Annotated in this window: 20 protein-coding genes, 2 pseudogenes and 1 riboswitch; of the genes and pseudogenes, 7 read left to right on the top strand and 15 right to left on the bottom strand. The window is 70.9% G+C overall.

The annotated features are described in order from the left end of the window. The first annotated feature begins 11 nt into the window (after positions 1-11). The gene (locus J7I98_RS32795; protein ID WP_214928696.1) at positions 12-2,561 is read left to right on the top strand and encodes a SpoIIE family protein phosphatase; all 2,550 of its coding nucleotides are present in this window, start codon (positions 12-14) and stop codon (positions 2,559-2,561) included. Further along, positions 2,558-4,993 (top strand): SpoIIE family protein phosphatase, encoded by a 2,436-nt coding sequence (locus J7I98_RS32790; protein WP_214928695.1) that lies wholly within the window; start codon positions 2,558-2,560, stop codon positions 4,991-4,993. The genes J7I98_RS32795 and J7I98_RS32790 overlap by 4 nt, the downstream gene beginning before the upstream one ends. Before the next feature lie 11 nt (positions 4,994-5,004). Here J7I98_RS32790 and J7I98_RS32785 read toward each other — a convergent pair whose 3' ends face one another. From J7I98_RS32785 to J7I98_RS32760, 6 genes and pseudogenes are all read right to left on the bottom strand, one after another. After that, the gene (locus J7I98_RS32785) at positions 5,005-5,442 is read right to left on the bottom strand and encodes a VOC family protein (RefSeq protein WP_214928694.1); all 438 of its coding nucleotides are present in this window, start codon (positions 5,440-5,442) and stop codon (positions 5,005-5,007) included. A gap of 584 nt (positions 5,443-6,026) precedes the next feature. Continuing rightward, positions 6,027-6,446, bottom strand: coding sequence for a CBS domain-containing protein (locus J7I98_RS32780; RefSeq protein WP_214928693.1), 420 nt, complete (start codon positions 6,444-6,446; stop codon positions 6,027-6,029). Between the two features lie 27 nt (positions 6,447-6,473). Beyond that, a complete protein-coding gene (locus tag J7I98_RS32775; protein ID WP_214928692.1) occupies positions 6,474-6,881 on the bottom strand; it encodes a DUF2795 domain-containing protein in 408 nt (135 codons plus the stop codon). Between the two features lie 186 nt (positions 6,882-7,067). Beyond that, complete coding sequence (locus tag J7I98_RS32770; protein WP_214928691.1) at positions 7,068-8,144, bottom strand: glycosyltransferase family 2 protein; 1,077 nt, start codon at positions 8,142-8,144, stop codon at positions 7,068-7,070. A 14-nt stretch (positions 8,145-8,158) separates the two neighbouring features. Further along, positions 8,159-8,335: pseudogene (locus J7I98_RS32765) on the bottom strand (NAD-dependent epimerase/dehydratase family protein); the annotation flags it as partial. A gap of 149 nt (positions 8,336-8,484) precedes the next feature. Further along, positions 8,485-9,006, bottom strand: a complete 522-nt coding sequence (locus J7I98_RS32760; RefSeq protein ID WP_214928721.1) for a hypothetical protein — start codon at positions 9,004-9,006, stop codon at positions 8,485-8,487. A gap of 204 nt (positions 9,007-9,210) precedes the next feature. Between J7I98_RS32760 and J7I98_RS32755 the strand changes: the two genes are divergently transcribed. After that, positions 9,211-9,774, top strand: a complete 564-nt coding sequence (locus J7I98_RS32755) for a hemerythrin domain-containing protein (RefSeq protein WP_214928690.1) — start codon at positions 9,211-9,213, stop codon at positions 9,772-9,774. Between the two features lie 36 nt (positions 9,775-9,810). Here the strand turns inward: J7I98_RS32755 and J7I98_RS32750 are convergent. From J7I98_RS32750 to J7I98_RS32710, 9 genes and pseudogenes are all read right to left on the bottom strand, one after another. Next, a pseudogene (locus J7I98_RS32750) lies at positions 9,811-10,205 on the bottom strand (DUF2267 domain-containing protein). Positions 10,206-10,317: 112 nt separating this feature from the next. Next, positions 10,318-10,743: an Hsp20/alpha crystallin family protein gene (locus J7I98_RS32745; protein WP_285438117.1), complete on the bottom strand. Its 426-nt coding sequence runs from the start codon at positions 10,741-10,743 to the stop codon at positions 10,318-10,320. Between the two features lie 84 nt (positions 10,744-10,827). Next, complete coding sequence (locus J7I98_RS32740; RefSeq protein ID WP_251021542.1) at positions 10,828-12,081, bottom strand: glycosyltransferase; 1,254 nt, start codon at positions 12,079-12,081, stop codon at positions 10,828-10,830. Positions 12,082-12,179: 98 nt separating this feature from the next. After that, positions 12,180-12,959, bottom strand: a complete 780-nt coding sequence (locus J7I98_RS32735; protein WP_214928689.1) for a LysM peptidoglycan-binding domain-containing protein — start codon at positions 12,957-12,959, stop codon at positions 12,180-12,182. A gap of 2 nt (positions 12,960-12,961) precedes the next feature. Further along, a riboswitch (cyclic di-AMP (ydaO/yuaA leader) is annotated at positions 12,962-13,115 on the bottom strand. Positions 13,116-13,463: 348 nt separating this feature from the next. Next, positions 13,464-14,039: an ATP/GTP-binding protein gene (locus J7I98_RS32730; protein WP_214928688.1), complete on the bottom strand. Its 576-nt coding sequence runs from the start codon at positions 14,037-14,039 to the stop codon at positions 13,464-13,466. Next, positions 14,026-14,391, bottom strand: coding sequence for a DUF742 domain-containing protein (locus J7I98_RS32725; RefSeq protein ID WP_214928687.1), 366 nt, complete (start codon positions 14,389-14,391; stop codon positions 14,026-14,028). The genes J7I98_RS32730 and J7I98_RS32725 overlap by 14 nt, the downstream gene beginning before the upstream one ends. Next, positions 14,391-14,804 carry a roadblock/LC7 domain-containing protein gene (locus J7I98_RS32720; protein ID WP_214928686.1) on the bottom strand — a complete coding sequence of 138 codons (414 nt, stop codon included), beginning with the start codon at positions 14,802-14,804 and terminating at the stop codon, positions 14,391-14,393. Before J7I98_RS32720 ends, J7I98_RS32725 begins: the two co-directional genes overlap by 1 nt. Further along, positions 14,801-17,089: a nitrate- and nitrite sensing domain-containing protein gene (locus J7I98_RS32715; protein ID WP_308378020.1), complete on the bottom strand. Its 2,289-nt coding sequence runs from the start codon at positions 17,087-17,089 to the stop codon at positions 14,801-14,803. The genes J7I98_RS32720 and J7I98_RS32715 overlap by 4 nt, the downstream gene beginning before the upstream one ends. A 330-nt stretch (positions 17,090-17,419) precedes the next feature. Further along, a complete protein-coding gene (locus J7I98_RS32710) occupies positions 17,420-17,902 on the bottom strand; it encodes a MarR family winged helix-turn-helix transcriptional regulator (RefSeq protein ID WP_214928684.1) in 483 nt (160 codons plus the stop codon). 143 nt (positions 17,903-18,045) lie between these two features. On the opposite strand from J7I98_RS32710, the gene J7I98_RS32705 reads away from it, so the two are divergent. From J7I98_RS32705 to pcaG, 4 genes are read left to right on the top strand one after another with little or no spacing between them, the layout of a single operon-like run. After that, positions 18,046-18,876, top strand: a complete 831-nt coding sequence (locus J7I98_RS32705) for a CoA transferase subunit A (RefSeq protein ID WP_214928683.1) — start codon at positions 18,046-18,048, stop codon at positions 18,874-18,876. Continuing rightward, a complete protein-coding gene (locus J7I98_RS32700; protein ID WP_214928682.1) occupies positions 18,873-19,625 on the top strand; it encodes a CoA-transferase subunit beta in 753 nt (250 codons plus the stop codon). Before J7I98_RS32705 ends, J7I98_RS32700 begins: the two co-directional genes overlap by 4 nt. 28 nt (positions 19,626-19,653) lie before the next feature. Beyond that, entirely contained in the window at positions 19,654-20,418 is a 765-nt protein-coding gene (gene pcaH, locus J7I98_RS32695; RefSeq protein WP_214928681.1) for a protocatechuate 3,4-dioxygenase subunit beta, read from the top strand. After that, positions 20,418-20,969 (top strand): protocatechuate 3,4-dioxygenase subunit alpha, encoded by a 552-nt coding sequence (gene pcaG / locus J7I98_RS32690; RefSeq protein ID WP_214928680.1) that lies wholly within the window; start codon positions 20,418-20,420, stop codon positions 20,967-20,969. The genes pcaH and pcaG overlap by 1 nt, the downstream gene beginning before the upstream one ends.

Here is a 20,969-nt window from a genome sequence, read left to right as displayed (position 1 = left end):
GGTGCCCGAAGATGCGCGGCACGGCAGCGGGGGAGCATCCTGGCAGTGTGACCTGGTACGGCACGGCCCCTCGCGCCCCGCTCGGCGAGATCGGGGTGCTGCCCGGGAGACCGAAGAGCAGCGGCCGAGTTCCTGGTGAACTGGATCTGGTGCTCGCCCAGACGGCGGTCAACGCGGTCGAGGCCGTCGGCGGGTACGCCGGCGGTGTCTATTTGCGCTCCCGGACGCCGGGGCTGCTGAGGCTCGCCGTGCTCGCCGGGCTGCCCGGCGAGCTGTTCCGGCCCTGGTGGCGCATGCATGTGAACCGGCCGTTCCCGGTGGCCGAGGCCTATCGCTCGGGGACGGCGGTGCTGCTCGCCGACGCCGAGGAGGCCATGCGCAGGTTCCCCCAGCTCATGGCGGGTCTGCCGTTCCCGTTCGGCTCGCTGTACGCGCCGGTGGTGCACGGCCGCGAGAGGTTCGGCGTACTGGTGGTACTGCGGCCGGCCACGCCGGGACAGCCCGTCGATCCCACCGACCGCCACCGGATTCACAACATCGCGAGGCGGCTCGGTGCCGCCTTCGCGGCACTGGGCGAGGCCGGCACGCCCGTCGAGTGGGACGGCGAACCCACGTGCGTCCAGCTGCCCTCGCTCTCCACGCCGCCGGTGCGGACCGGCAATTTCGACTGGGCGCTCGACACCGGTGCCGTAACGGCCGACAAGGAGCTGTGCGCGATCCTCGGCACCGACCCGGCGGAATTCCCCGGCACCATCGAGGCACTCGCTGCGCGGCTCGCCCCGGAGGACGCGTACGGGCTGTGGGCCGTCGCCCGCGAGGCGGCGAAGTCGGAGCGAGCGGTGACCCGCCGGATGCGGCTGCGGGGACCGGACGGCCGGCCGCACCTGCTCGAACTCTCGGGCCGCCGGGCGCAGCCGCACGGCGACGCTCCGGCGAGCCACCTGACCGGTTTCCTGGTGGACCTCGGCACCGGGCCGATCGTGGCCGAGGCGACCGACCGGCTGCCCGGCGGCGTCTTCTCGCTCGACCGGCTCGGGCGGATCACGTACATCAACCACAGTGCGGAGACCCTGCTCGGCCACGCGCGCTCGGAGCTGGCCGGGCACGTTCTGTGGGAGGCCCTGCCGTGGTTCGGGCACCCCTCGTACGGGGACCACTACCGGGCCGCGATGCTCTCCCACGAGCCCGTGCACTTCCTGGCCCGGCGTCCGTCGAAGGAGTGGCTGTCGGTTTCCCTCTATCCCGGCCACGACGGCGTGACCGGGACCCTCTCCGTGGCGGAGGAGCCCTCGTACGCACCGGGGTCCCTGGTCAGTCCCGGCGTCGGACTCGGATCCCCGGCCGACCGGGCGGCCGCGCTGTACCGCCCGGTCGCCCTTGCCATCGCGCTCACAGAGGCCATTACGGCACGCCAGGTGTCCGCCGTGGTCACGGACGAACTGCTGCCCGCCTTCGGCGGTCGCCAGCTGGCGATCTACCTGCTGAACGAACGACACCTCTACCTGGCCTGGGAGACGGGTTTCCCGCAGGGCTTCCTCAACCGCTTCGACGGCGTCGCGCTCGACGCCCGGCTGCCCGGCGTGGAGACGCTCACCTCCGGCCGCCCGATCTTCTTCGAGTCGATGGAGCACCTGGCCGCCGCCTACCCCGGCATCCCCATGGACGCCAACGTCGGCGCCAGGGCCTTCCTGCCGCTGATCGCCTCCGGCCGCCCCGTGGGCTCCTGCATCCTCGGCTTCGACCAGCCGCGCGGTTTCAGCCCCGAGGAGCGTACGGTCCTCACCGCCCTCGCCGGACTCATCGCGCAGGCCCTCCAGCGAGCCCAGCGCTACGACACCGAGGCCGCCCTCGCCCGCGGCCTGCAGAGCGCGCTGCTGCCGCACCGGCTGCCCGTACACCGCAACGTCGACACCGTCGGGCGGTACCTCCCCGGCACCCAGGGCATGGACGTCGGAGGCGACTGGTACGACGTCGTCGAGACGGACGAGGGGCTGGCCCTGGTCATCGGCGACGTACAGGGACACGGTGTTTCGGCCGCCGCGACCATGGGCCAACTGCGCAGCGCGGTAAGGGCGTTCGCCCTCAGCGGGCACGATCCCGAGGAGGTGATGACCGGCACCAACCGGCTGCTCATCGACCTTGATCCGGGCCAGTTCGCCAGCTGCTGCTACATCGTCCTCGACCCGGTGTCCGGCGTCGCACACGCCACACGGGCCGGGCACCCCCAGCCCCTGCTGCGCCACCCCGACGGCTCGACCGAGGTGCTCGACCTGCCCGGCGGTGTTGTGCTCGGCGTGGATGTCGGGGCGTCGTACCCGGTCACCGAGCTGTGGCTCGAACCGGGCGCTGTTCTGGCGATGTTCACCGACGGACTGGTGGAGGAGGCGGGGATCGACATCGACATCGGCATCGAACGACTGCGCGGCTCGCTGTCCGGACAGATCGGCTCGCCGTCTCTCGCCGACACGGCGGACCACCTGATCAAAGAGGCACGACAGGCCACCGACCGGCCCGACGACATCGCGCTTCTGCTCGCGGCCCGCTGGACGGAGGTGTCATGAGCGCGGTACGCACAAACACGGTCGAGGATGCCGGCTCCCGTGGCCCGCTCGATGTCTCCAGAGCGGCCACGGCGGTGCTGGACGCCGACGGCACGGTCGTCGGCTGGAGTCCCACGGCGCAGGGGCTGCTGGGGTACGCGCCGCAGGAAGTGATCGGGCGGCCGATCGACGCCTTGGTCGTGGACGGTGCCGCAGACCTGCCGGGGGCCGAGCACTTCCACCGCCGGGTCCTGCGTATGCGTCACCGGGACGGCCGCATCGTCCGCGTGGCCACCGCCGTGCTCGCACTGCCGGGCTCGGGCTCCGGTCCCGCACGGCTTCTCGCGGTGGCCGACGCGGAGGAGACCGAGCAGTGGGAAGCCATGCAGGCGATGCTGCGCGGGCTGGCCACCCAGTCCCCCGTCGGTCTCGCCATCTACGACACGAACCTGCGGGTGGTGTGGACCAACTTTGCGCTCTACCAGGAGATGGGCACCTCGCAGTATCTCGGTGTGGGCCCGGACGACATGGTGACGAAGGGGGAGGTCCTGTCGGCGCGGCATCCGGCGACTCTGGAAGAGACGATGCGTCAGGTGCTCGCCACCGGCGAGGCTGTCATCGAGCTCCATTACGTCGGCCGCCCGCCCGTCGACCCGGAGCACGACCATGTCTGGTCGTGCTCCTACTACCGGCTGCAGGACGCCTCGGGCACCTCGCTCGGCGTGTGCGAGGAGACGGTGGACATCACCGACCGCTACCTCGCACAGCAGCGGCTGGATCTCCTCGTGCGGGCCGGCGGACACGTGGGCACGACCCTGGACATGGCCCGTACGGCGCAGGAGCTCTCCGAGGTCGCCGTCCCGGAGTTCGCCGACGCGGTCACGGTCGACCTCCTGGAGGCCGTACTGGAAGGGGAGCAGCCCACGCCGGGGACCGCGCCCGCAGGCCAGGCGGTCCGCGTGTGGGGCGGGCCGGGATTCGTGGCGGCGAGCGCCGACGAGGCGCGGCCCGCGGGGCGGCAGCGCATCGCATACCCCCCGGGTTCGGCCCAGGCGCGCAGCCTGGCCTCGGGCCGCTCCGTGCAGGAACGTCCGGCGGGCGCCGAACGCGACGGCGATCAGTCGGCGCTGCGCGCGTTGGTGGCTGTGCCCCTGCGCGCCGAGGGCGCGACGCTCGGGGTGGTCACCTTCACGTGGGAACGCCACCCGGAGCCGTTCGACGACGGTGAGCTGGCGATGGCGGACGAGCTCGCCGCGCGCACCGCGGTGTGCGTCGACAACGCCCGCCGGTACACCCGCGAGCGGTCCGCTGCGCTCATGCTGCAGCACAGCCTGCTGCCCCAGAACCTGCCGGAGCTGACCGCCGTCGAGCTGGCGTACCGCTATCTGCCCGCGGACACCAAGGGCGGCGTCGGCGGCGACTGGTTCGACGTCATCCCCCTGTCCGGCACCCGGGTGGCGCTGGTCGTGGGCGACGTCGTCGGTCACGGTCTGCGCGCGGCCGCCACCATGGGCCGCCTGCGGACGAGCGTACGGGTGCTCGCGCAGCTGGATCTCGCGCCCGACGAGCTCCTCGCGCGCCTGGACGACCTCGTCGCGCAGGCCCCCGATGAGCGCGAGGCGGTACGCCTCGACGGCGAGGAAATGCCGTACGACGAAGCACTCGGGGTGACCTGCCTGTACGCCGTGTACGACCCGGTGTCCGGGCTGTGCCGGATGGCGCGGGCCGGCCACCCTCCCCCGGCGTTCGTCCACCCCACGGACGGCTCCGTCACCTTCCCGGACCTCCCGGCGGGCCCGCCGCTCGGCCTGGGCGGCCTGCCTTTCGAGACGGCGGAACTGAAACTGCCGGAGGGCAGCCTCATCGCCCTGTTCACCGACGGCCTGGTCCGGGACCGCGACCGGGACGTCGACGACCAGCTCGACGGGCTACGTTCCGTCCTCGCCGAGCACGACCGCCCGCTGGACGAGCTGTGCGACCGGGTGGTCGCGAGGCTGCTGCCCGGTCGCGTGGACGACGACGCCGCGCTGCTGCTCGTACGTACGCGCATGCTGGGACGCCACCAGGTGGGCGTGTGGGAGCTGGCCGCCGACCCGGAGGTGGTCGGCAGCGCCCGTGCCGCGGCGGCCGAACAGGTCGGCCAATGGGGCCTGGACGAGCTGGTCTTCACCACCGAACTGGTGGTGAGCGAACTCGTCACCAATGCCATCCGCTACGCCTCCGGCCCGATCCACCTGCGGCTCATCCGGGACCGGACCCTGATCTGCGAGGTCTCCGACACCGGACACACCTCGCCTCGTCTTCGCCATGCCGGCGGGGACGACGAGGGCGGCCGGGGCCTTTTCCTCATCGCGCAGATGGCCCAGCAGTGGGGGACCCGCTACACACCGACGGGCAAGACCATCTGGGCGGAGCAGGCGCTGCCGTCGACGGAAAGCCCGTCGAGGGGCTGATACGGGCCCACTTACAGGTTGCTGAAATCCGGGAGGACGAGCGATCCGTCGTCGGCGAGCCGGAACCCCGGGTTGTGCGCGATCTCCCAGGCATGGCCGTCGGGGTCGGTGAAGACGCCCGCGTACCCGCCGTAGAACGTCGTGGCCGGGGGGCGGGTGACGGTGGCGCCCGCGCGCTCCGCTGTCGCGATGAGTTCGTCGACCTCCGCCGGGGAGCGCAGGTTGTGGGCGAGAGCGATGCCGCCGAAGCCGGCCGCCGTCCCCGCATCGTCGAGGCCGCAGTCGCGGGCGAGCTTGTCACGGCCCCAGAGGACCAGTGCGAGGCCGCCCGCCTGGAAGAAGACGGTCTCCTCGACCTCTTGGCCCTGCCAGCCCAAGCTCTCGTAGAACGCCCTGGCACGTGCCACGTCGGCGACACCCAGTGTGATCAGACTGATGCGCTGTTCCATGGCCTCACGCTATCGCCGGCCCCACGCTGTCGCCGCCGTTTGCCGGTGCCGCCGCCGGGCACGCGCCCGGCAGTACGGATTCCGCGAGGAGGCCGTTTCCTCAAGGAGGCCATCAGGAGGCCGTCATGCCCGGTACACCGCCGAACGATCCCGTCCCGCCCAGCCCCACACCCGCGCCGGGTCCCGGGCCGCAGCCGGGACCCGTGCCCGGTCCGGTGCCGGCGCCGGGCGGTCCCGATCCGGTGCCCCCGGCTCCGCCCCAGCCCGAGCCGGACCCGCCGGCGCCGACTCCGCCACCGGAGCCGCAGCCCCAGCCGGGTCCGTTGCCGGGGCCGGTCCCCGCCCCGGAGCCCATCACCTGAATCCGGCGAATCGAGCGAACCGTGCCGACCAGTGCCTGCACAACGGCCTGTGGGCAAGCCGGAGCCCCCGGTGGTGTCCGGGGGCTCGGCCCAGCAACTCCGCTTCGGGGGCGCTCACTGAGTTAACGGGGTTCAGTGTGCACGCGCACGGGCCATCGGCTGCGACAGCGTCACTCCCGCGTGACAATGCGCCACCCGTTCGGGCGATTCCCTGTTACCTGGTTACCTGTTGGGCGTTGCGGCGCTCACGTCCCCGAGCGCCGAATCGGGGTCGAGCTCGATCGCCAGGTCGCCCAGCGAAACGATGCCCACCGCTGTGGTGCCTTCCACCACAGGCAGCCGGCGCAGGGAATGTTCACGCATCAACTGAATGGCGTGGTCAACATCGTCGTCGGGTGTGACGGTGACGAGGTCGGGGCTGCAGGCCTCGGCCGCGGTCGTGTCGCCCGGGTCCTTCCCTTCGGCGAGTACCCGCACCACAAGGTCCCGGTCGGTGACCAGCCCGCGCAGCTCGTCCCCCTCGGTGACCAGGACGGCGCCGATGTCCTCTTCGCGCATCCGGTGCGCGACTTCACTGACCGCCGTGAGCGTGCCCACGGTGACGAGGGTGCTGGTCATGACTTCGCGTACGTGCTGAGTCATCGGGGCCTCCTCGGCTCACCTGTCCCGTCAACTGCCGCCCCCACCACGCCCGAGGCCACGCAGGATGTCCTGGGCGCTGGCGTACGTCCCGTCGTCCGGCAGCCGCGACGCCGTCTCGACCAGCCGGTCGGGCGCGTTGTTCTCCCGCAGCGTTTCCAGGACCTTCGCGCGGTCGGCCGGATAGAGACTGCGGCCCAGGTGACGGCCCATTTCGGTACGCAGCTGCACGTCTTCGGGAGTCATCCCCGGCGGCGTCGAACCCGTGAGAGGCGTGTGGGGCGAGCGGTCCGCGTACGGCTGGTCCTCGCCTGACGGCTCGAACTCGCGCTCCTCTTTCGACCGCGTCGAGTGACCGCCCATGAGCTCACCCTGCAGCTCCCGCTTTATTTCGTCGTCCCGCAGGGGGCTGATCTTGTTCTTCCCATGCTGGTTCATGACTCTCTCCAGTTGCTCCTGCAACCGTGTCCGGTCGGTGTTCACTCGCTCCCTTTCCGGGTGCCCGTGACGGACCGGCGTAACCCGTCGGAGGCGATCCTCGGGCGATCCTCGCCGCGAACGCGAGCGAAGGCGGCCGGCCCCGGCAGCAGGGCGGGCGCAGTGGTGAGGGCGCCGACCAGCCGGTCATGGCCACACCTGCTCCTGCACCGGCTCTCGCGGGGCGCGCGGTGGCGGTGCGGTCTCGTGCGTGTCCAGTGGCAGCGCTCGGCAGTGCTTCAGGTGGCCTCGCAGCCAGTGCCAGGTGGCGGCGGCGGGGATGAGCGCGCTGGTGAGCGCCATGGTGACGACCTCGTCCCTCGTCCGAGGGCCGGGCGCGATCCGCGCCCAGGCGAATTCGACCGTGCCCGCCAGCCACACGGCGGCGCCGGCTGTGGCCGCTCGGGGCTTGCCGAGTGCTGCACACGTGAGGGCGGTCAACGCCGCGCCGGTCACCGCGAGGTGGTGGCGCAGGCGCCCCCGTGGCGCGTCCGCCCGGGTCCACCAGTCCTTGCCGTGCCGCCGGTTCATCAACACGTCGTCGGCGTTGCCCCTTTGGAGGCGTACGGAGATCCAGCGGTCGGCCGGGCGGACCGGGTGGGTGGTGTTGCGCGCCCCCGCGCTCACCGTCCAGCCCGCCGCCAGCACCCGCAGCGCGAGATCCGCGTCCTCGCGGAAGGCGCGACGGAACCGTTCGTCGAAGCCGCCGACGGCTTCCAGCACGTCCCGGCGGTACGCCATGTCGGCGGTGATCCACCGGGCGGTGGCGAGTCCGCCGGTGTTGCGTTCCCAGTCGGTGGGCGGGCGGTGCTCCGGGAGTGGCACCGAGATACGTGCGGTGACGGCGGCGGTCCGGTACGTCGTGGCGGTGAGGTCGCGGGCGAGGTCGTCGGCCCAGGTCGGGCCCGGCACGACATCGTCGTCGAGGAAGACGATCCACGGCACTGACCCGACCGCCCGCCAGCCCGTGTTGCGCGCCGCGGCCGGTCCCCGGGCGCCGCCGGGCACGACGGTGGTTACGGGCTGCAGAGCCGCCGGAATTTCGGCCGGGAACCGCGTTTCCTCGGCTTCGGGTCGGTCGTCGGCGAGGACCACCAGAGAAGGCTTCGGGCCGGTGGCCTCGGACAGCGCCAGCAGGCACGCGCGGAGGCTGGGGCGTCCCAGCGTCGGTATCACCACGGCGTACTCGGGGGCCGTGGGCTGCTGTTCGTCGTACGTGGTCATCGCATCGTCCGTATGAAACCGGGGCGGTCGATCAGCTCGGACATGTTCTCGGGACGGCCGGTGCTGAAGTCGTCGACGCAGGTGACAGCGGTGCCGGCGTCCAGCAGTGCGGTGCACAGGTGCGAGCCGACGAAACCCGCACCGCCGGTGACGACGGCGTGTTCCCAGCGGTGTGGGAAAGCGGTACCCATCTCGATCTCCTCCGGCCTGAGCCCGTTGAACCTGCGATCAGCTTCGGTGAGGGGCAGGCGACAGGCGCGGCAAGGTAGGGCATCCGAGTGGCTCACGGTGAGTGAGAGCAGTGGGTGGCGACGGCCATCGCGGCCGGGGATGGGCCCGTCTATGCCGACGCTTCTCGTTTCAGGCGGGCGAGGAGCTGCGCGCTGTGGAGTTCGGCTACGGGCGCGAGGAGATCCGGGTGGCGCAGGAGTGCGGCTGCGCCCCGGTCCCGTACACCGGGCCTGACCAGACGCCGGAAATCGACCGGCGATCCGTCCATGTGCCCGCTCCCGGCGAGTGCCGTCACCGCCGCCGTGGCCAGGGCGGGGGCACTGAGCAGGGACGCCGCCCAGCTCACCACGACCTCGTCGACCCACGTACGCCACGCGTGTCCGTCGGGGTCCTCGGTGCCTGTCGCGTCCGCCCCGGTGATCCAGTCGAGCCTGCCGGAGCCCCCCGGCCCCGACACGGCGACCAGGGCGGCGTCCATCGACGTCGGATACCGGAGCCACGCGGCGACCGTCACGGCCTGCCGTGCCTGCGCCTCGCAGAGCGCGGCGTCCATCGCCCCGCCGCCCGACGGATAGGCGCGCGTCAGCCACTGAGCGGTCGCCGCTATCAGCGGGGCGAGGTCTGCGGACACTGCCGGGCCGTCCGAATCCATGAGGAGAGTGGCTCGGAACGCTACAGCTCGCCTTCCGCCGGAGAAATGGCGCAGGTCACGACGGGTACGTGGCTCGGCCCACAGGGGGTTCGCGCCGCGCCCTCGGGAGCCGCAATGCCCCGGGCCTCACCGTGGACGAGTTTCACTGGCGGCCGGACAGGCCTTCAGAACAGGAGCCACACCATGCAGCACGGCAAGGACGTCATCTCGGAGTTGACCGCGGACCACCGGGAAGTGGAGGAGCTGTTCGTCAACATCGAGGAGCTGCCGACGGGCGACAGCCGGCGGAAGGAGTACGCGGACCGGGTCACCATGGAGCTGGTCCGCCACTCGGTCGCCGAAGAGACGTACCTGTACCCCGCGGTCCGCAAGCACCTTCCGGACGGCGAGGCACACGCCGACCGGGAGCTGCAGGACCACGCCGCCGCAGAGCGCACCATGAAGGAACTGGAGAGCTGCGAAGCGGAGGATCCTCAGTTCGACATCCTGATCACCCGGCTCATGTCGGAGATCAGGAACCATGTCACGGACGAGGAGACCAAGCTCTTGCCCCGGCTGCGCGACGCCTGCACCCCGGAGATGCTGGACGACCTGGGTGACAAGGTCCGGCAGGCGAAGAAGATGGCACCGACCCGTCCGCACCCCAGCGCCCCCGACACGCCGCCGGCCAACAAGATTCTCGCTCCGGGGATCGGGCTCGTGGACCGGATGCGCGACGCGCTGTCCGGCCGGGGCAAGAAGACTTGAGGCCGGTTGGCCGCCCCCGGGCCGGACGCGCGGGCCTCAGATGGGCTGGGGACGGCCGAAGAGGAGGTCGTAACCCGGTGGGAGCTGAAGCAGGATGCGGCGCATCAGTTCGTCGTCGGCCTCGTCGGCGACGACGCTGAGGACGGCGCTGACGTCCCACTGCGCGGTCTCCTCGGTGGCCCCGTCGATCCACGCCGCTGTCGCCCGCACGAACCTTTGCGGCCCGAGCGGCTCAGCGGCGGGCAGCGGATTGAGCAGCAGGAGCGCGCACGAGCCCGGCAGCCGTGTGGCGAGTTCGGACCGCTCGGGCCCACGACGTGGGCACCCAGAAGGGCGATCACCACGCGGGTGGCACGCTCCGCTTCCTCCCGGGAGGCGTACTGGCCCCGCTCCTGGACGGCAGCCAAGAAGGCGTCCCACTTGATCACCATGTCAGCTCTTTCGTCGTGCGTGCCGTGCTCGTCTCCCGTGCGGCCCGCCCGCCGGGGACGGCCCGCTCGGGGCGGGCCCCGGACTGCGGCGCCCGGTCCCGCCCCGCCGGGTTCAGGCGCTGATCTCCTGGCGGGCCTTCTTACCGGAGATGGAGATCTTGCGTGGCTTGGCCTGCTCGGCGACCGGGATGGTCAGGCGCAGCACTCCCACGTCGTACGAGGCATCGATGCCCTCGGTGTCCAGGGTCTCACCGAGGAACATCTGGCGGCTGAAGGAGCCGGTCGGCCGTTCGGCGATCAGGACTTCCGCGCCTTCGCCCGCGGAGGAGCGACGCTCGGCCTTCACGGTCAGCACGTTGCGCTCCACGTCCAGGTCGATCGACTCGGGGTCCACCCCGGGCAGATCCAGTTCGACGACGAAGGTGTCACCGGCCCGGAACGCATCCATGGGCATGGCGTTCGGACTCGTGGCTGTGCCCAACAGCTGCTGTGTCAGCCGGTCGAACTCGCGGAAGGGGTCGGTTCGCATGAGCATCATCGGTCACTCCTTTCCTGGTTGTGCGGGATGCACATGGCGACAACACCTATATAACTCGCAGCAGCAAACTTGACAAGCCCACACTCAAGTCTGTGCGGCCAGCCGGTTGACGGCGGCCAGTACGGGTCCCACGCCGTCTTCCTCGCGGATGCGTGCGGCCAGATCACCTGCGCGGCGGCGGTACGACGGCTCGCTCGTCGCCCGCCTCAGGGCGGCGGCCAGCCCGGGCGCGTCGAGTCTGCGCAGCGGTAGTGCTCCGGGGGCGACGCCCAGGGCGACGAGGCGGGCGGACCAGAACGCCGCGTCGAACTGGACGGGGACAGGCACGGCGGGGACGCCGGCTCGCAGGCCCGCGGCCGTCGTTCCGGCGCCGGCGTGATGGACCACTGCGGCCATCCGGGGGAACAGGGCGGAGTGGGCGACCTCGTCGACGGTGAGCATGTCCGGGGCGTCGGCGTGCAGCCCGCTCCAGCCGCGCTGGATGACGCCGCGCAGCCCGGCGGCGCGCAGGGCGCGTACCACCACCTGACTCAGACGGTCCGGGTCGGGCACGGTGGCGCTGCCGAGACCGACGAAGACCGGCGGCGGTCCGGCGGCGAGAAACTCGCGCAGCCGGGGCGGCAGCGGGGCCTCCGGCGGGTCGTGGGGCCACCAGTAGCCGGCGATGTCCAGCCCGGGGCGCCAGTCGCGGGGCCTGGGCACCACCAGGGGGCTGAAGCCGTGAAGGACCGGCCACTGCCTGCGCTCGCGGGCGCGGCGGGCGGCGCGGGTGCTGGTTCGCGGGAGGCCGAGCCGGGCGCGCAGGGCACGCGTGGTGTCGGCGAAGATGCCGTCCACGGCAGCGTTGACCGTACGTCCGGCCAGCCGGTTTCCGGCGCTTCCGCACGACCGGGTGCCGATCACCGGCGGCGCGAATTCGCCAGTCGCGGCCAGCGGCTGCAGGTAGACGCCCATGCTGGGCAGCGCGAGCCCTTCGGCGATGGTGTGGCCCAGCGGGCCCAGTGAGCTGGACAGCAGCAGCACGTCGCTGCGCCGGGCCGCCAGCAGCAGATCGTCGGTCATGCTCCCGACCAGCGCCCGGGCCATGGCGACCATCCGCGCCATCTTCCCCACGCCGGTGACGCTGCGGTGCAGGGCGCGGCCCCGTACGGAGGCGAGCTCCGCGCGCGGGTCCACAGGCAGCGGGTGGAAACCCACCCCCGCCGCCTCCACCAGCGGCGCGAAGCAGCCGTGCGTGACCAGGGTGACCTCGTGGCCGCCCTGCGCCAGGCCGTGCGCGAGCCCGGTGTACGGCGCTACGTCACCGCGCGAACCCGCTGTCATCAACGCCACCCGCATGACCGCAAGTATGGCGCCGGACGGCGGCCGGGGCCGCCGTCCGGTCGTAGCTCGAACGGGTCACATCGGCCGTCAGTACGAGCCGTGGGTACGGGCCGTTAGTACGGGCCGTTCACCATGTCGATCGAGCCGTACCGGTCGGCGGCGTAGTTGCACGCGGCGGTGATGTTGGCGACCGGGTCGTAGCTGTCCAGCGACGTACCGGGCACGTGGTAGGCCCGGAACGTGGGGTCGATGACCTGGAGGAGCCCCTTGGACGGCGTGCCGGCCACAGCGTTGGAGTCCCAGTTGTTGATGGCCAGCGGGTTGCCCGAGGACTCGCGCATGATGTTGCGGTGGATGCCGTCGTAGGTGCCCGGAATGCCGTGCTTGGCCATGACGGCCAGCGACTCCTTGATCCAGCCGTCCAGGTCGTTCGTGTACGTCGCGGGCTTCGCGGCGGCGGCGCCTGCCTTGCTGGGCGGCGTGCTCTTCCGCTCGGAGCGGTCGGCCCGGTCTGCCGAGCGGGCTTCGGCCTTCTCGCCGATCGTCAGCTTGAGGCCTGGATGAATCAGCCGCGGGTCGTCGCCCACCGCTTTCTTGTTGTCCTCGTACAGCTTCTTCCAGCCGCCGCTCACGGAATGCTTGTCCGCGACCTTGGAAAGAGAGTCGCCCACGATCACGGTATAGATCTTGGGAGTGCCATCCTTCGCGGCAATAGCGGTGGCCGGTGCCACGGCCTTCTGCACGCTGGCGGCCGGTGCCGCCTTTTCCGCGGCGTGGGCCGTCGCCGCGCCGATCACCGGGAGAGCGAGTACGGCGCCACCCGTGCCTGCGGCGACGACGCCCCGAGTGAGGGGACTGGTCTTGGGACGACGGTGCTTACCCTTTGCGGGCATGACAAATTCCTCTCCGTCGCCTGCGAGGTGAGCTGTCGGGTTCGGGCTGGAGATGCCCGGCCGCGGTGAGCGCGACTTCACCCCAAGCCGTTCCGGATGCCGGATCGGCGCTTACCTGGGTCCCCCGCTCCTGCCGTACGTGGGTGGGTGCGGTTTCCGGACGGCGGCAGGATTCGGCGGTCCACCCGGATTGCGGTGACCGTAAGCGAAATCAGCCGGGCGGAACAAGCCCCGAATTCGTCCGGACAATCTGCTCGGCGGCCCCGGTCCGGGAATTCCGAACGCCCCCGTCCTTGATTGGAAATCAACTTCCTTTCCACAGACGGGAACTGGCTCCGGCCGAATTGCCGCACACCACTCACCATGTGACCGGTATCACTGGCGCGGGGATCCCGAGCCCCACAAGTACCCCTGAATGTAGACATCAGTATCCATGCAGGCAATTCGCCCATTCTGCATAGTCTCGGGCGAAAGGCTAGGCGGCGCGGTGCGGCGTCAACTCGGTCAGCCGGCCTTGGCGATGAGCATGTCGAGGAGCGAGAGCAGCGCGTCGCGGACGTTCTCGCGGGAGCGGGCGTCGAGCATCAGGATGGGTGTGTTCGGGTCGCGCAGATGCAGCGCCGCCCCGATCTCCTCGGCGGTGTACGGCTGTTCGCCGTGGAAGCAGTTCGCGCCGACCACGAACGGAAGCCCGCGGCTCTCGAAGAAGTCGACGGCCGGGAAACTGCGGTCCAGACGCCGGGTGTCGACCAGCACGACCGCGCCGAAAGCCCCGTTCAGCAGGTCGTCCCACATGAACCAGAAGCGCTCCTGCCCCGGCGTACCGAACAGGTAGAGGACAACTCCGGCGTCGGTGAGGGTGATACGGCCGAAGTCCATCGCCACGGTGGTCACCGTCTTGGACTCGATGCCGTCGAGGTCGTCGACGCCGACGCCCGCGGCCGTCAGCCGCTCTTCCGTACGCAGCGGCTCGATCTCGGAAACCGTCTCCACCAGGGTCGTCTTGCCGACGCCGAAGCCACCCGCGATAAGGATCTTGACGGGTGCCGCTTCCTGGGCAGGGGTGTCATATGTGGGCAAGGTTGTCCCTGATTCTCATGAGCAGGTGGACATTGGTGGTCTCGGCCTCCGCCAACGGCGCCCGGTGGTGGATCAGCCCCCGGTCCGCGAGTTCGCCGAGAAGGACCGCCATCGGAGTGAGGCGCATGTGCATCCGGGCCGCGATCTCGGCGACCGCCCGCCCGTTCGGCGCCGGACACATGGAGAGGATGGCCTGCCACTCGCTGGGCAGGCCGCCGAGGGCGTCCTCGGCGACCGCCGCCGTGATCGTGGTGTCCATGGACAGGACGGTGTGCGGAGCCGTTGTACGCCCATCGGTCAGGGCGTACAACCGCGTCCGGCGGCGGCCTCCGTGCTGCGGATCGTCCGCCATTACGACGTCGGCGCCTGGGGAGCCAGGTTGCGCTCCGGTGTGCCCAGCCACTCGCCGAGCGCCTGAGCGGTCCGCACCGCCTCACCGCCCAGCTCCCCGAGCCGCGCCTTGCGAGAGGTGACGACGATGAGCGTGCTGCCCTCCCCGCATCCGACGATGCAGAGATACCTGTCGTCCATCTCGACCAGCTGGCGGATCACCCGGCCGCCGTCGACCTCTCTGGATATCGCCTTCATCGTGGCCGCGATTCCGGAGGACGCGGCGGCGATGCGCTCTGCCTGCGGTCCTTCGAGCAGGTAGGCGCTGAGCTTGATGCCGTCGTTGGACAGGAGCACGGCGCCCTGAATGCCGGCGATCCTGCTCAGGTTGTTGTCCAGGATGCTGAAAATCATGTCGTTCGATGTCGTCGTCATGGCTGATCCTGTCGGAGCTCTTGTTCCACTTTCTGGGTTCCTTGCTCGTAGTCCGCCCAGGCGTCTGCCACCTCTTCGGGCGTCGCCGCGTCCTTACTGACAGCGGGTTCCGCCGCGCGTGGCTCGCGGAGTTGTTCGGCGATGTGGGTGTGCGGGACGCGCTCGGGGAGGGCCGGGCGTGATCCGCCGTGCGGCGCCACGGACCGTATCGCACGGTCGGCGGCCTGCGGCCGGTCGGGCGTCCGGCGGCTCGGCAGCTCGGACTTCACCTGCGGGACCAGTACGGGCTTGCGCTCGTCGAGGCGGAGCGGGGCGGGGCTCGGGCGTTCGGGGCTGGGGCGTTCGTGAACGGGCTGTGCCTCGCGGGCGGATGACGCCGGCTCGCGCGCCGGTTCCCGCTCGGTCGGCACGAGCAGCTCCCCAGGAATGATCACCACGGCCGATGTCCCGCCGTAGACGGAGCGGCGCAGGGTGACCGTGGCCGGCAGCTGGTCGGCGAGGTGACCCACCACGAAGAGACCCAGGCGGTGCGCGTTCTCCGCGAGGACGGCGTACGGCGGGGCCGAGTGCAGCCTCTGGTTCATCTCCGCGTAGCTCGCAGGAGTGACCCGCGGGCCGCGGTCCTCGATCTCGACCGAGAGACCGTCGGCCACCAGCTCCGCGCGGATGACGACCTTCGACCTCGGCGGGGAGAACCGGGTGGCGTTGTCGAGCAGTTCGGCCAGGAGGTGGCTGATCTGGCTGATCACGCGCGGTTCCACGCTGATCTCGTCCAGGGACTGCCGCTCGATCCGCCGGAAGTCCTCGACTTCCGCGGCGGCTTCGCGCAGCAGGTCGGCGAGGCGCATGGGCTCGGTGTGCGGGTCCGGGATCTCGCCGCCGGACAGGATCAGCAGGTTCTCGATCTGGCGCCGCATGCCCACCGTCAGCTGGTCGGATCGCATCAGCTGGGCGAGGAGCGCCTCGTCGTGGCCGAAGGTGTCCTGGAGGTCCTCGGTGAGGCTCAGCTGACGGCTGACCAGGTTTCCGGTGCGCGAGGCGATGCCCGAGGCGAACATGCCGAAGCCGTGACGCTCGTCCGCGAGCTCCCGGTGCCCGTCGACGGACACGGCGACAACCCGGGCGAAAGCGTCGTTGATACGACCGACCTCGTCCTGATCCCCGGTGGGGCTGGGCAGCATGTCCGCGTCGACGGACTGCCCGCGCTGGAGTCGTGCCACGACGTCCGGCAGCGTCTCCTCGGCGATGGTCACCGTGCGCTCGTGCAGACCGCGCAGGCGGCGCAGCATCGAGCGCGTGGTGAACACGACGACTGCGGTGACGGCCAGCAGCGCCGCGACGCTTCCCGCGATCAGCCGGGCGACCTCCGCCTCCAGCTCCGCCGCCTTGGCGTCGGCGCGTTCGATCACGCCTCGCGAACGGTCGGCATTGAGCATGCCCAGCCGCTCGCCCAACTTGTCGTGCGCGGTACGCCAGCCGGCGGCCTCCAGGGGCAGCTCCACGCCGGAGTCAATGTCTTCGTGCTCGGCGACCACCGCGTTCTCGATGCGGGTCTTGGCCTGCCACGCGCCGGAGCCGGTGATCTCCTCGTAGGCCTCTCTGTCCTCGGCGGGCAGATACGGCACGATCGACGCCTCGTAAAGGTACCTGTGGGCTCCGACGGCGTTGACGTACTCGGCGAACCTCGAGTCCGTCAGTTTCCTGGACGGCCCGCCGGACGCGAGGATCGCCTCCTCGCGCGCCACCAACTCCGCCGCCGAGAACATGGTGGCGACCAGCCGGCTCTCCTGAGTGAGCTCGGCATCTTCGGTGTGGTTGAACTCTTCCTGGTAGACGTGAATCACCTGGCTGATGACACCTGTGTAGTAGCGCATCGTGCGGTCGGCGCTGCCGCTCCGGGCATCAGCGCGCTCGCGGTGGGCGTCCAGGTCGTCAAGGCTGTTCGTCAGCTCAGTGAGGTGGCGGTCCGACCGCTCGGACGCCGGCCGACCGGTGCTCACCGCGCGGCGGAACCCGGCCGCGGCCCGGTCCGTTGCCGCGCGACGGTTCCGCAGGTCGTCCGCGGGCACCGAGGAGCCCGCCCTGCGCGCGGCCGTCATCGTCCGCTCGGCCTGCATCTCGACCATGAGCTTGTACACGGGGGCGCGGACCCGCTCACCGGCCGCCACATCGGCGCGCAGGTGCTCCGACTGTTCCAGCAAGCGGTCCGCGGTCACGACGACTTGGGCGCCCATCGCCACGGTGGGGACGACCGCGAGCCAGATGAGCAGGGTGCGCAGGCGCACGGTACGCCGCCGACGAATTCTCGACGTATCTCGTGGGCCTTCGGGTTCTGTGGGAGACATCAGTCCTCGGGGCGGGGAGAGCGGAAAACGACCAACAGCCGGGCGCGGCGCAAGCCTGGGAAAGACTGGGGGGACGGCCGGTCCGGCTTCGGGGACGTGAGGGATGCAGATCATAACCAGCCACGCCGGGAAAGAGAGACGTTGTCTCGGCGATCAGTGCGTGGTAATAGGCCCCTTGGGCGTTGCACACCGGAGGCCGGATCGGAGTCCAACCGATACGGTTTCGGCAACGGTCCGGCGCCCGCCCGTGGTTGTCACCTGTCGCCGTTGTTACCAGTCGCCGTCTTTGTCCGTTGCGGCACGGTCCACCGGTCGGGGACTGCGCAGTTCCTCGGCCGCATCCGCGACGCGGCGCAGCAGCTGGAGGAAGGCCGTCTGCTCCTCCGGTGCGAGCGGGGCGAGGAAGACCTGGTTCATCCTGGCCGCCCGCAACGAGACTTTTCGGTGCGTACGCAGCCCTTCGTCCGTGACGCGCAGCAGAAACCGGCGGCCGTCCCGGGGGTCGCGCACCTTGTGCAGCAGGCCGCGCCGGTCGAGCCTGCTGATCACCTCGGCGATGGTCGAGCGGTCGAGACCGACCCGCTCCCCCACCGTGCGCTGGTCCAGGCCGGGATCGGCGACCAGGGTGTTGAGGACGGCGAACTGGGGTGAGGTGGTCTCCTCGGAGACCATCGCGTTCCACAGCAGATGGTGTGCCTGCTGCAGGCGCCTCGCCAGGTGTCCCGGGTGGCTGCTCAGATCAACCGCAGGCACGGCACCGTCCTCTCGTACGACGTGCTGCTTGCTCGGGCGCCAGTGTACTGAGGGTATTGACCGGATCCGCCGCCCTCGTTACGTTCCTCCCTGCGAGCAAATAGTCAGTACACTGATTAATTCTTCGAGGGAACGGAAGGGCGATGGCCGAGATCCAAACCTTGCGGAACGCGGTGGCGGGGCTGATCCACGACGGGGACACCGTCGCCATGGAGGGCTTCACCCACCTCATCCCGTTCGCCGCTGCCCATGAGGTCATCCGACAGGGCATCACCGACCTCACGCTGGTACGGATGACCCCCGACGTGATCTACGACCAGCTGATCGGCGCCGGCCTGGTGAAGAAGCTGGTGTTCTCCTGGGGCGGCAATCCGGGCGTCGGCTCGCTGCACCGCTTCCGGGACGCCGCCGAGAACGGCTGGCCGCGCCCCCTGGAACTGGACGAGCACAGCCACGCGGGCATGGCGAACCGCTACGCCGCGGGCGCGGCCAAGCTGCCCTTCGCCGTCCTGCGCGGATACCGCGGCAGCGATCTGCCGAAGCATACGGACACGGTGTCGACGGTCGTCTGCCCCTTCACGGGACAGGAGTTGGCCGCGGTCGCCGCCGTCAACCCGGATGTGACGGTGATCCACGCCCAGCAGGCCGACCGGGACGGCAACGTCCAGTTGTGGGGCCTGCCCGGAGTGCAGAAGGAGGCCGCCCTGGCCGCCGAACGGGTCCTGGTCACCGTCGAGGAGGTCGTCGACCGGCTGGAACCCCGGCCGGGCGGCGTGGTGCTGCCCACCTGGGTCATCGATGCCGTCGCCCCGGTGCCCGGCGGCGCCCACCCCTCGTACGCCTCCGGGTACTCGGAACGGGACAACGCCTTCTACAAGGCATGGGACCCGATCGCCCGCGACCGCGGGACCTTCCAGCAGTGGATCAAGGAAAACGTGCTCCGCGACGAGCCCGGCACGGAGGACGCCCGATGAGCGCCGACTTCACCCCCGACGAGCTCATGGAGGTCAACGCCGCCCGTGCGCTGGCCGGGGCCAGGACCTGCTTCGTCGGCATCGGGCTTCCGTCCACCGCCGCCAATCTCGCCCGTACCACCCACAATCCGGGGCTGGTGCTCATGTACGAATCCGGCACCATCGGCTCCAAGCCGACCCGCCTGCCGCTGTCCATCGGCGACGGCGAACTCGCCGAGACCGCCGATGCGGTGGTGCCGGTGGTGGAGATGTTCAACTACTGGCTGCAGGGCGGCCGTATCGACGTCGGCTTCCTCGGCGCCGCGCAGGTGGACCGGTTCGCGAACATCAACACCACCGTCGTCGACCGCGGGCCCGGCAGGCCGGAGGGCAGGCTGCCCGGCGCCGGCGGGGCTCCCGAGATCGCCTCCAACTGCGGCCAGGTGCTGATGGTGCTGCGCCACTCCACTCGTAACTTCGTCGAGAAGATCGACTTCGTGACCACGCTCGGCCACGGCAGCGGCCCCGGCGACCGCGCCCGGCTCGGCATGTCCGGACAGGGGCCGGTCGCGGTCATCACCGATCTCGGCATCCTGCGTCCGGATCCCGCCACCGCCGAGCTGGTCCTCACCGAGCTGCACCCCGGCGTCACCGTCGAGCAGGTACGGGCCGCCACCGGCTGGGAGCTGAAGAGCGCCGGCACGGTAGGGGTCACGGAGCCGCCGAACGGGACCGAGCTCGCCGCTCTGCGCACGCTCAAGTCGGCATGAATCAGACCCACCTCCATGGAGCCCTGAGATGATCACCGAGCCCCTGCCCGACGGCCTGAGCCAGCGGGACATCGACGACGAGATCGCCAAGGTGCGGGCCTCGACGACCGGCGGCAGCCATCACCCGTCGCGCGACTACCCGCCGTACCGCAGCAGCCACTTGCGCCACCCACACCGGCCCCTGATACCCGTGCGCGACCCCGACGCCGTCGAACTGTCCGGGCCTGCCTTCGGCGTCACCGATGTCACCGATCTGGACCGCGACCTGACCCGGCAGCACCTGGGCGAGCCGCTCGGGGAACGGATCACCGTCTGCGGGCGCGTCCTCGACCGGACCGGACGGCCGGTGCGCGGCCAGCTCGTCGAGCTGTGGCAGGCCAACGCCTCCGGCAGGTACGCCCACCAGCTCGACCAGCACCCGGCGCCTCTCGACCCCAACTTCACCGGATTCGGGCGCTGCCTCACCGACGGCGAGGGCCGCTACAGCTTCACGACCGTCAAGCCCGGCGCCTACCCGTGGCGCAACCATCTCAACGCATGGCGCCCGGCCCACATCCACTTCTCCTTCTTCGGGACCGCCTTCACCCAGCGTCTGGTCACCCAGATGTACTTCCCGGGCGACCCGCTCTTCGCGTACGACCCGGTCCTGCAGTCCGTCACCGACACAGCTGCCCGCGAGCGCCTGGTGGCCGCCTACGACCACGAACTGTCCGTCCCCGAACGGTCGCTCGGATATCGCTGGGACGTCGTCCTGGACGGCCCGTCCGCCACCTGGACCGAGGAAGGCCACTGATGCCCACGCCGCCCACCCCCTCCCAGACCGTCGGCCCGTTCTACGGCTACGCCCTGCCCTTCGCCGGCGGCGGCGAAGTCGCCCCCGTCGGCCACCCCGACACCGTCACCCTGCACGGGTACGTGTACGACGGTGCCGGAAACCCCGTACCGGACGCCCTCGTCGAGACCTGGCAGCCCGCCCCGGACGGCTCCCGTACCGGCAGGCCGGGGTCGCTGCGCCACGACGCCGTCACCGGCCGGGTCGTAGGCCGCAATGGCGTGGACTACACCGGTTTCGGCCGGGTGCCGACGGACGCCGACGGCCACTGGTCCATCCGTACGCTGGCGCCCGGCGGTGTCCCGTACCTCTGTGTCGCGGTCTTCGCGAGGGGTCTGCTGCACCACCTCTACACGCGCGCCTATCTGGAGGACGCGGCCGGGGACGGCCTCCTCGACTCGCTCGCACCGGACCGGCGGGCCACGCTCGTCGCCCGCCCGGGACCGCACGGCACGTACCGTTTCGACGTCCGCCTGCAGGGCGACGGCGAAACGGTATTCCTGGAGTTCTGA

The organism is Streptomyces sp. ISL-98 (assembly GCF_018614055.1).
GTDB classification, from domain to species: Bacteria; Actinomycetota; Actinomycetes; order Streptomycetales; family Streptomycetaceae; genus Streptomyces; species Streptomyces spiramyceticus.
Note: the sequence above shows the minus strand (reverse complement) of the source record. Positions and strands in the feature narration are given on the sequence as shown.

What these genes read in the sequence shown, in the direction of transcription:
- pcaH (WP_214928681.1), top strand. Translation starts at nt 19,654, where the DNA reads ATGATCACCGAGCCCCTGCCCGACGGCCTGAGCCAGCGGGACATCGAC.
- J7I98_RS32790 (WP_214928695.1), top strand. Translation starts at nt 2,558, where the DNA reads ATGAGCGCGGTACGCACAAACACGGTCGAGGATGCCGGCTCCCGTGGC.
- J7I98_RS32780 (WP_214928693.1), bottom strand. Translation starts at nt 6,446, where the DNA reads ATGACTCAGCACGTACGCGAAGTCATGACCAGCACCCTCGTCACCGTG.
- J7I98_RS32770 (WP_214928691.1), bottom strand. Translation starts at nt 8,144, where the DNA reads ATGACCACGTACGACGAACAGCAGCCCACGGCCCCCGAGTACGCCGTG.
- J7I98_RS32740 (WP_251021542.1), bottom strand. Translation starts at nt 12,081, where the DNA reads ATGCGGGTGGCGTTGATGACAGCGGGTTCGCGCGGTGACGTAGCGCCG.
- J7I98_RS32725 (WP_214928687.1), bottom strand. Translation starts at nt 14,391, where the DNA reads ATGGCGGACGATCCGCAGCACGGAGGCCGCCGCCGGACGCGGTTGTAC.
- J7I98_RS32735 (WP_214928689.1), bottom strand. Translation starts at nt 12,959, where the DNA reads ATGCCCGCAAAGGGTAAGCACCGTCGTCCCAAGACCAGTCCCCTCACT.
- J7I98_RS32795 (WP_214928696.1), top strand. Translation starts at nt 12, where the DNA reads ATGCGCGGCACGGCAGCGGGGGAGCATCCTGGCAGTGTGACCTGGTAC.
- J7I98_RS32785 (WP_214928694.1), bottom strand. Translation starts at nt 5,442, where the DNA reads ATGGAACAGCGCATCAGTCTGATCACACTGGGTGTCGCCGACGTGGCA.
- J7I98_RS32755 (WP_214928690.1), top strand. Translation starts at nt 9,211, where the DNA reads ATGCAGCACGGCAAGGACGTCATCTCGGAGTTGACCGCGGACCACCGG.
- J7I98_RS32700 (WP_214928682.1), top strand. Translation starts at nt 18,873, where the DNA reads ATGAGCGCCGACTTCACCCCCGACGAGCTCATGGAGGTCAACGCCGCC.
- J7I98_RS32705 (WP_214928683.1), top strand. Translation starts at nt 18,046, where the DNA reads ATGGCCGAGATCCAAACCTTGCGGAACGCGGTGGCGGGGCTGATCCAC.
- J7I98_RS32775 (WP_214928692.1), bottom strand. Translation starts at nt 6,881, where the DNA reads ATGAACCAGCATGGGAAGAACAAGATCAGCCCCCTGCGGGACGACGAA.
- J7I98_RS32745 (WP_285438117.1), bottom strand. Translation starts at nt 10,743, where the DNA reads ATGATGCTCATGCGAACCGACCCCTTCCGCGAGTTCGACCGGCTGACA.
- J7I98_RS32720 (WP_214928686.1), bottom strand. Translation starts at nt 14,804, where the DNA reads ATGACGACGACATCGAACGACATGATTTTCAGCATCCTGGACAACAAC.
- pcaG (WP_214928680.1), top strand. Translation starts at nt 20,418, where the DNA reads ATGCCCACGCCGCCCACCCCCTCCCAGACCGTCGGCCCGTTCTACGGC.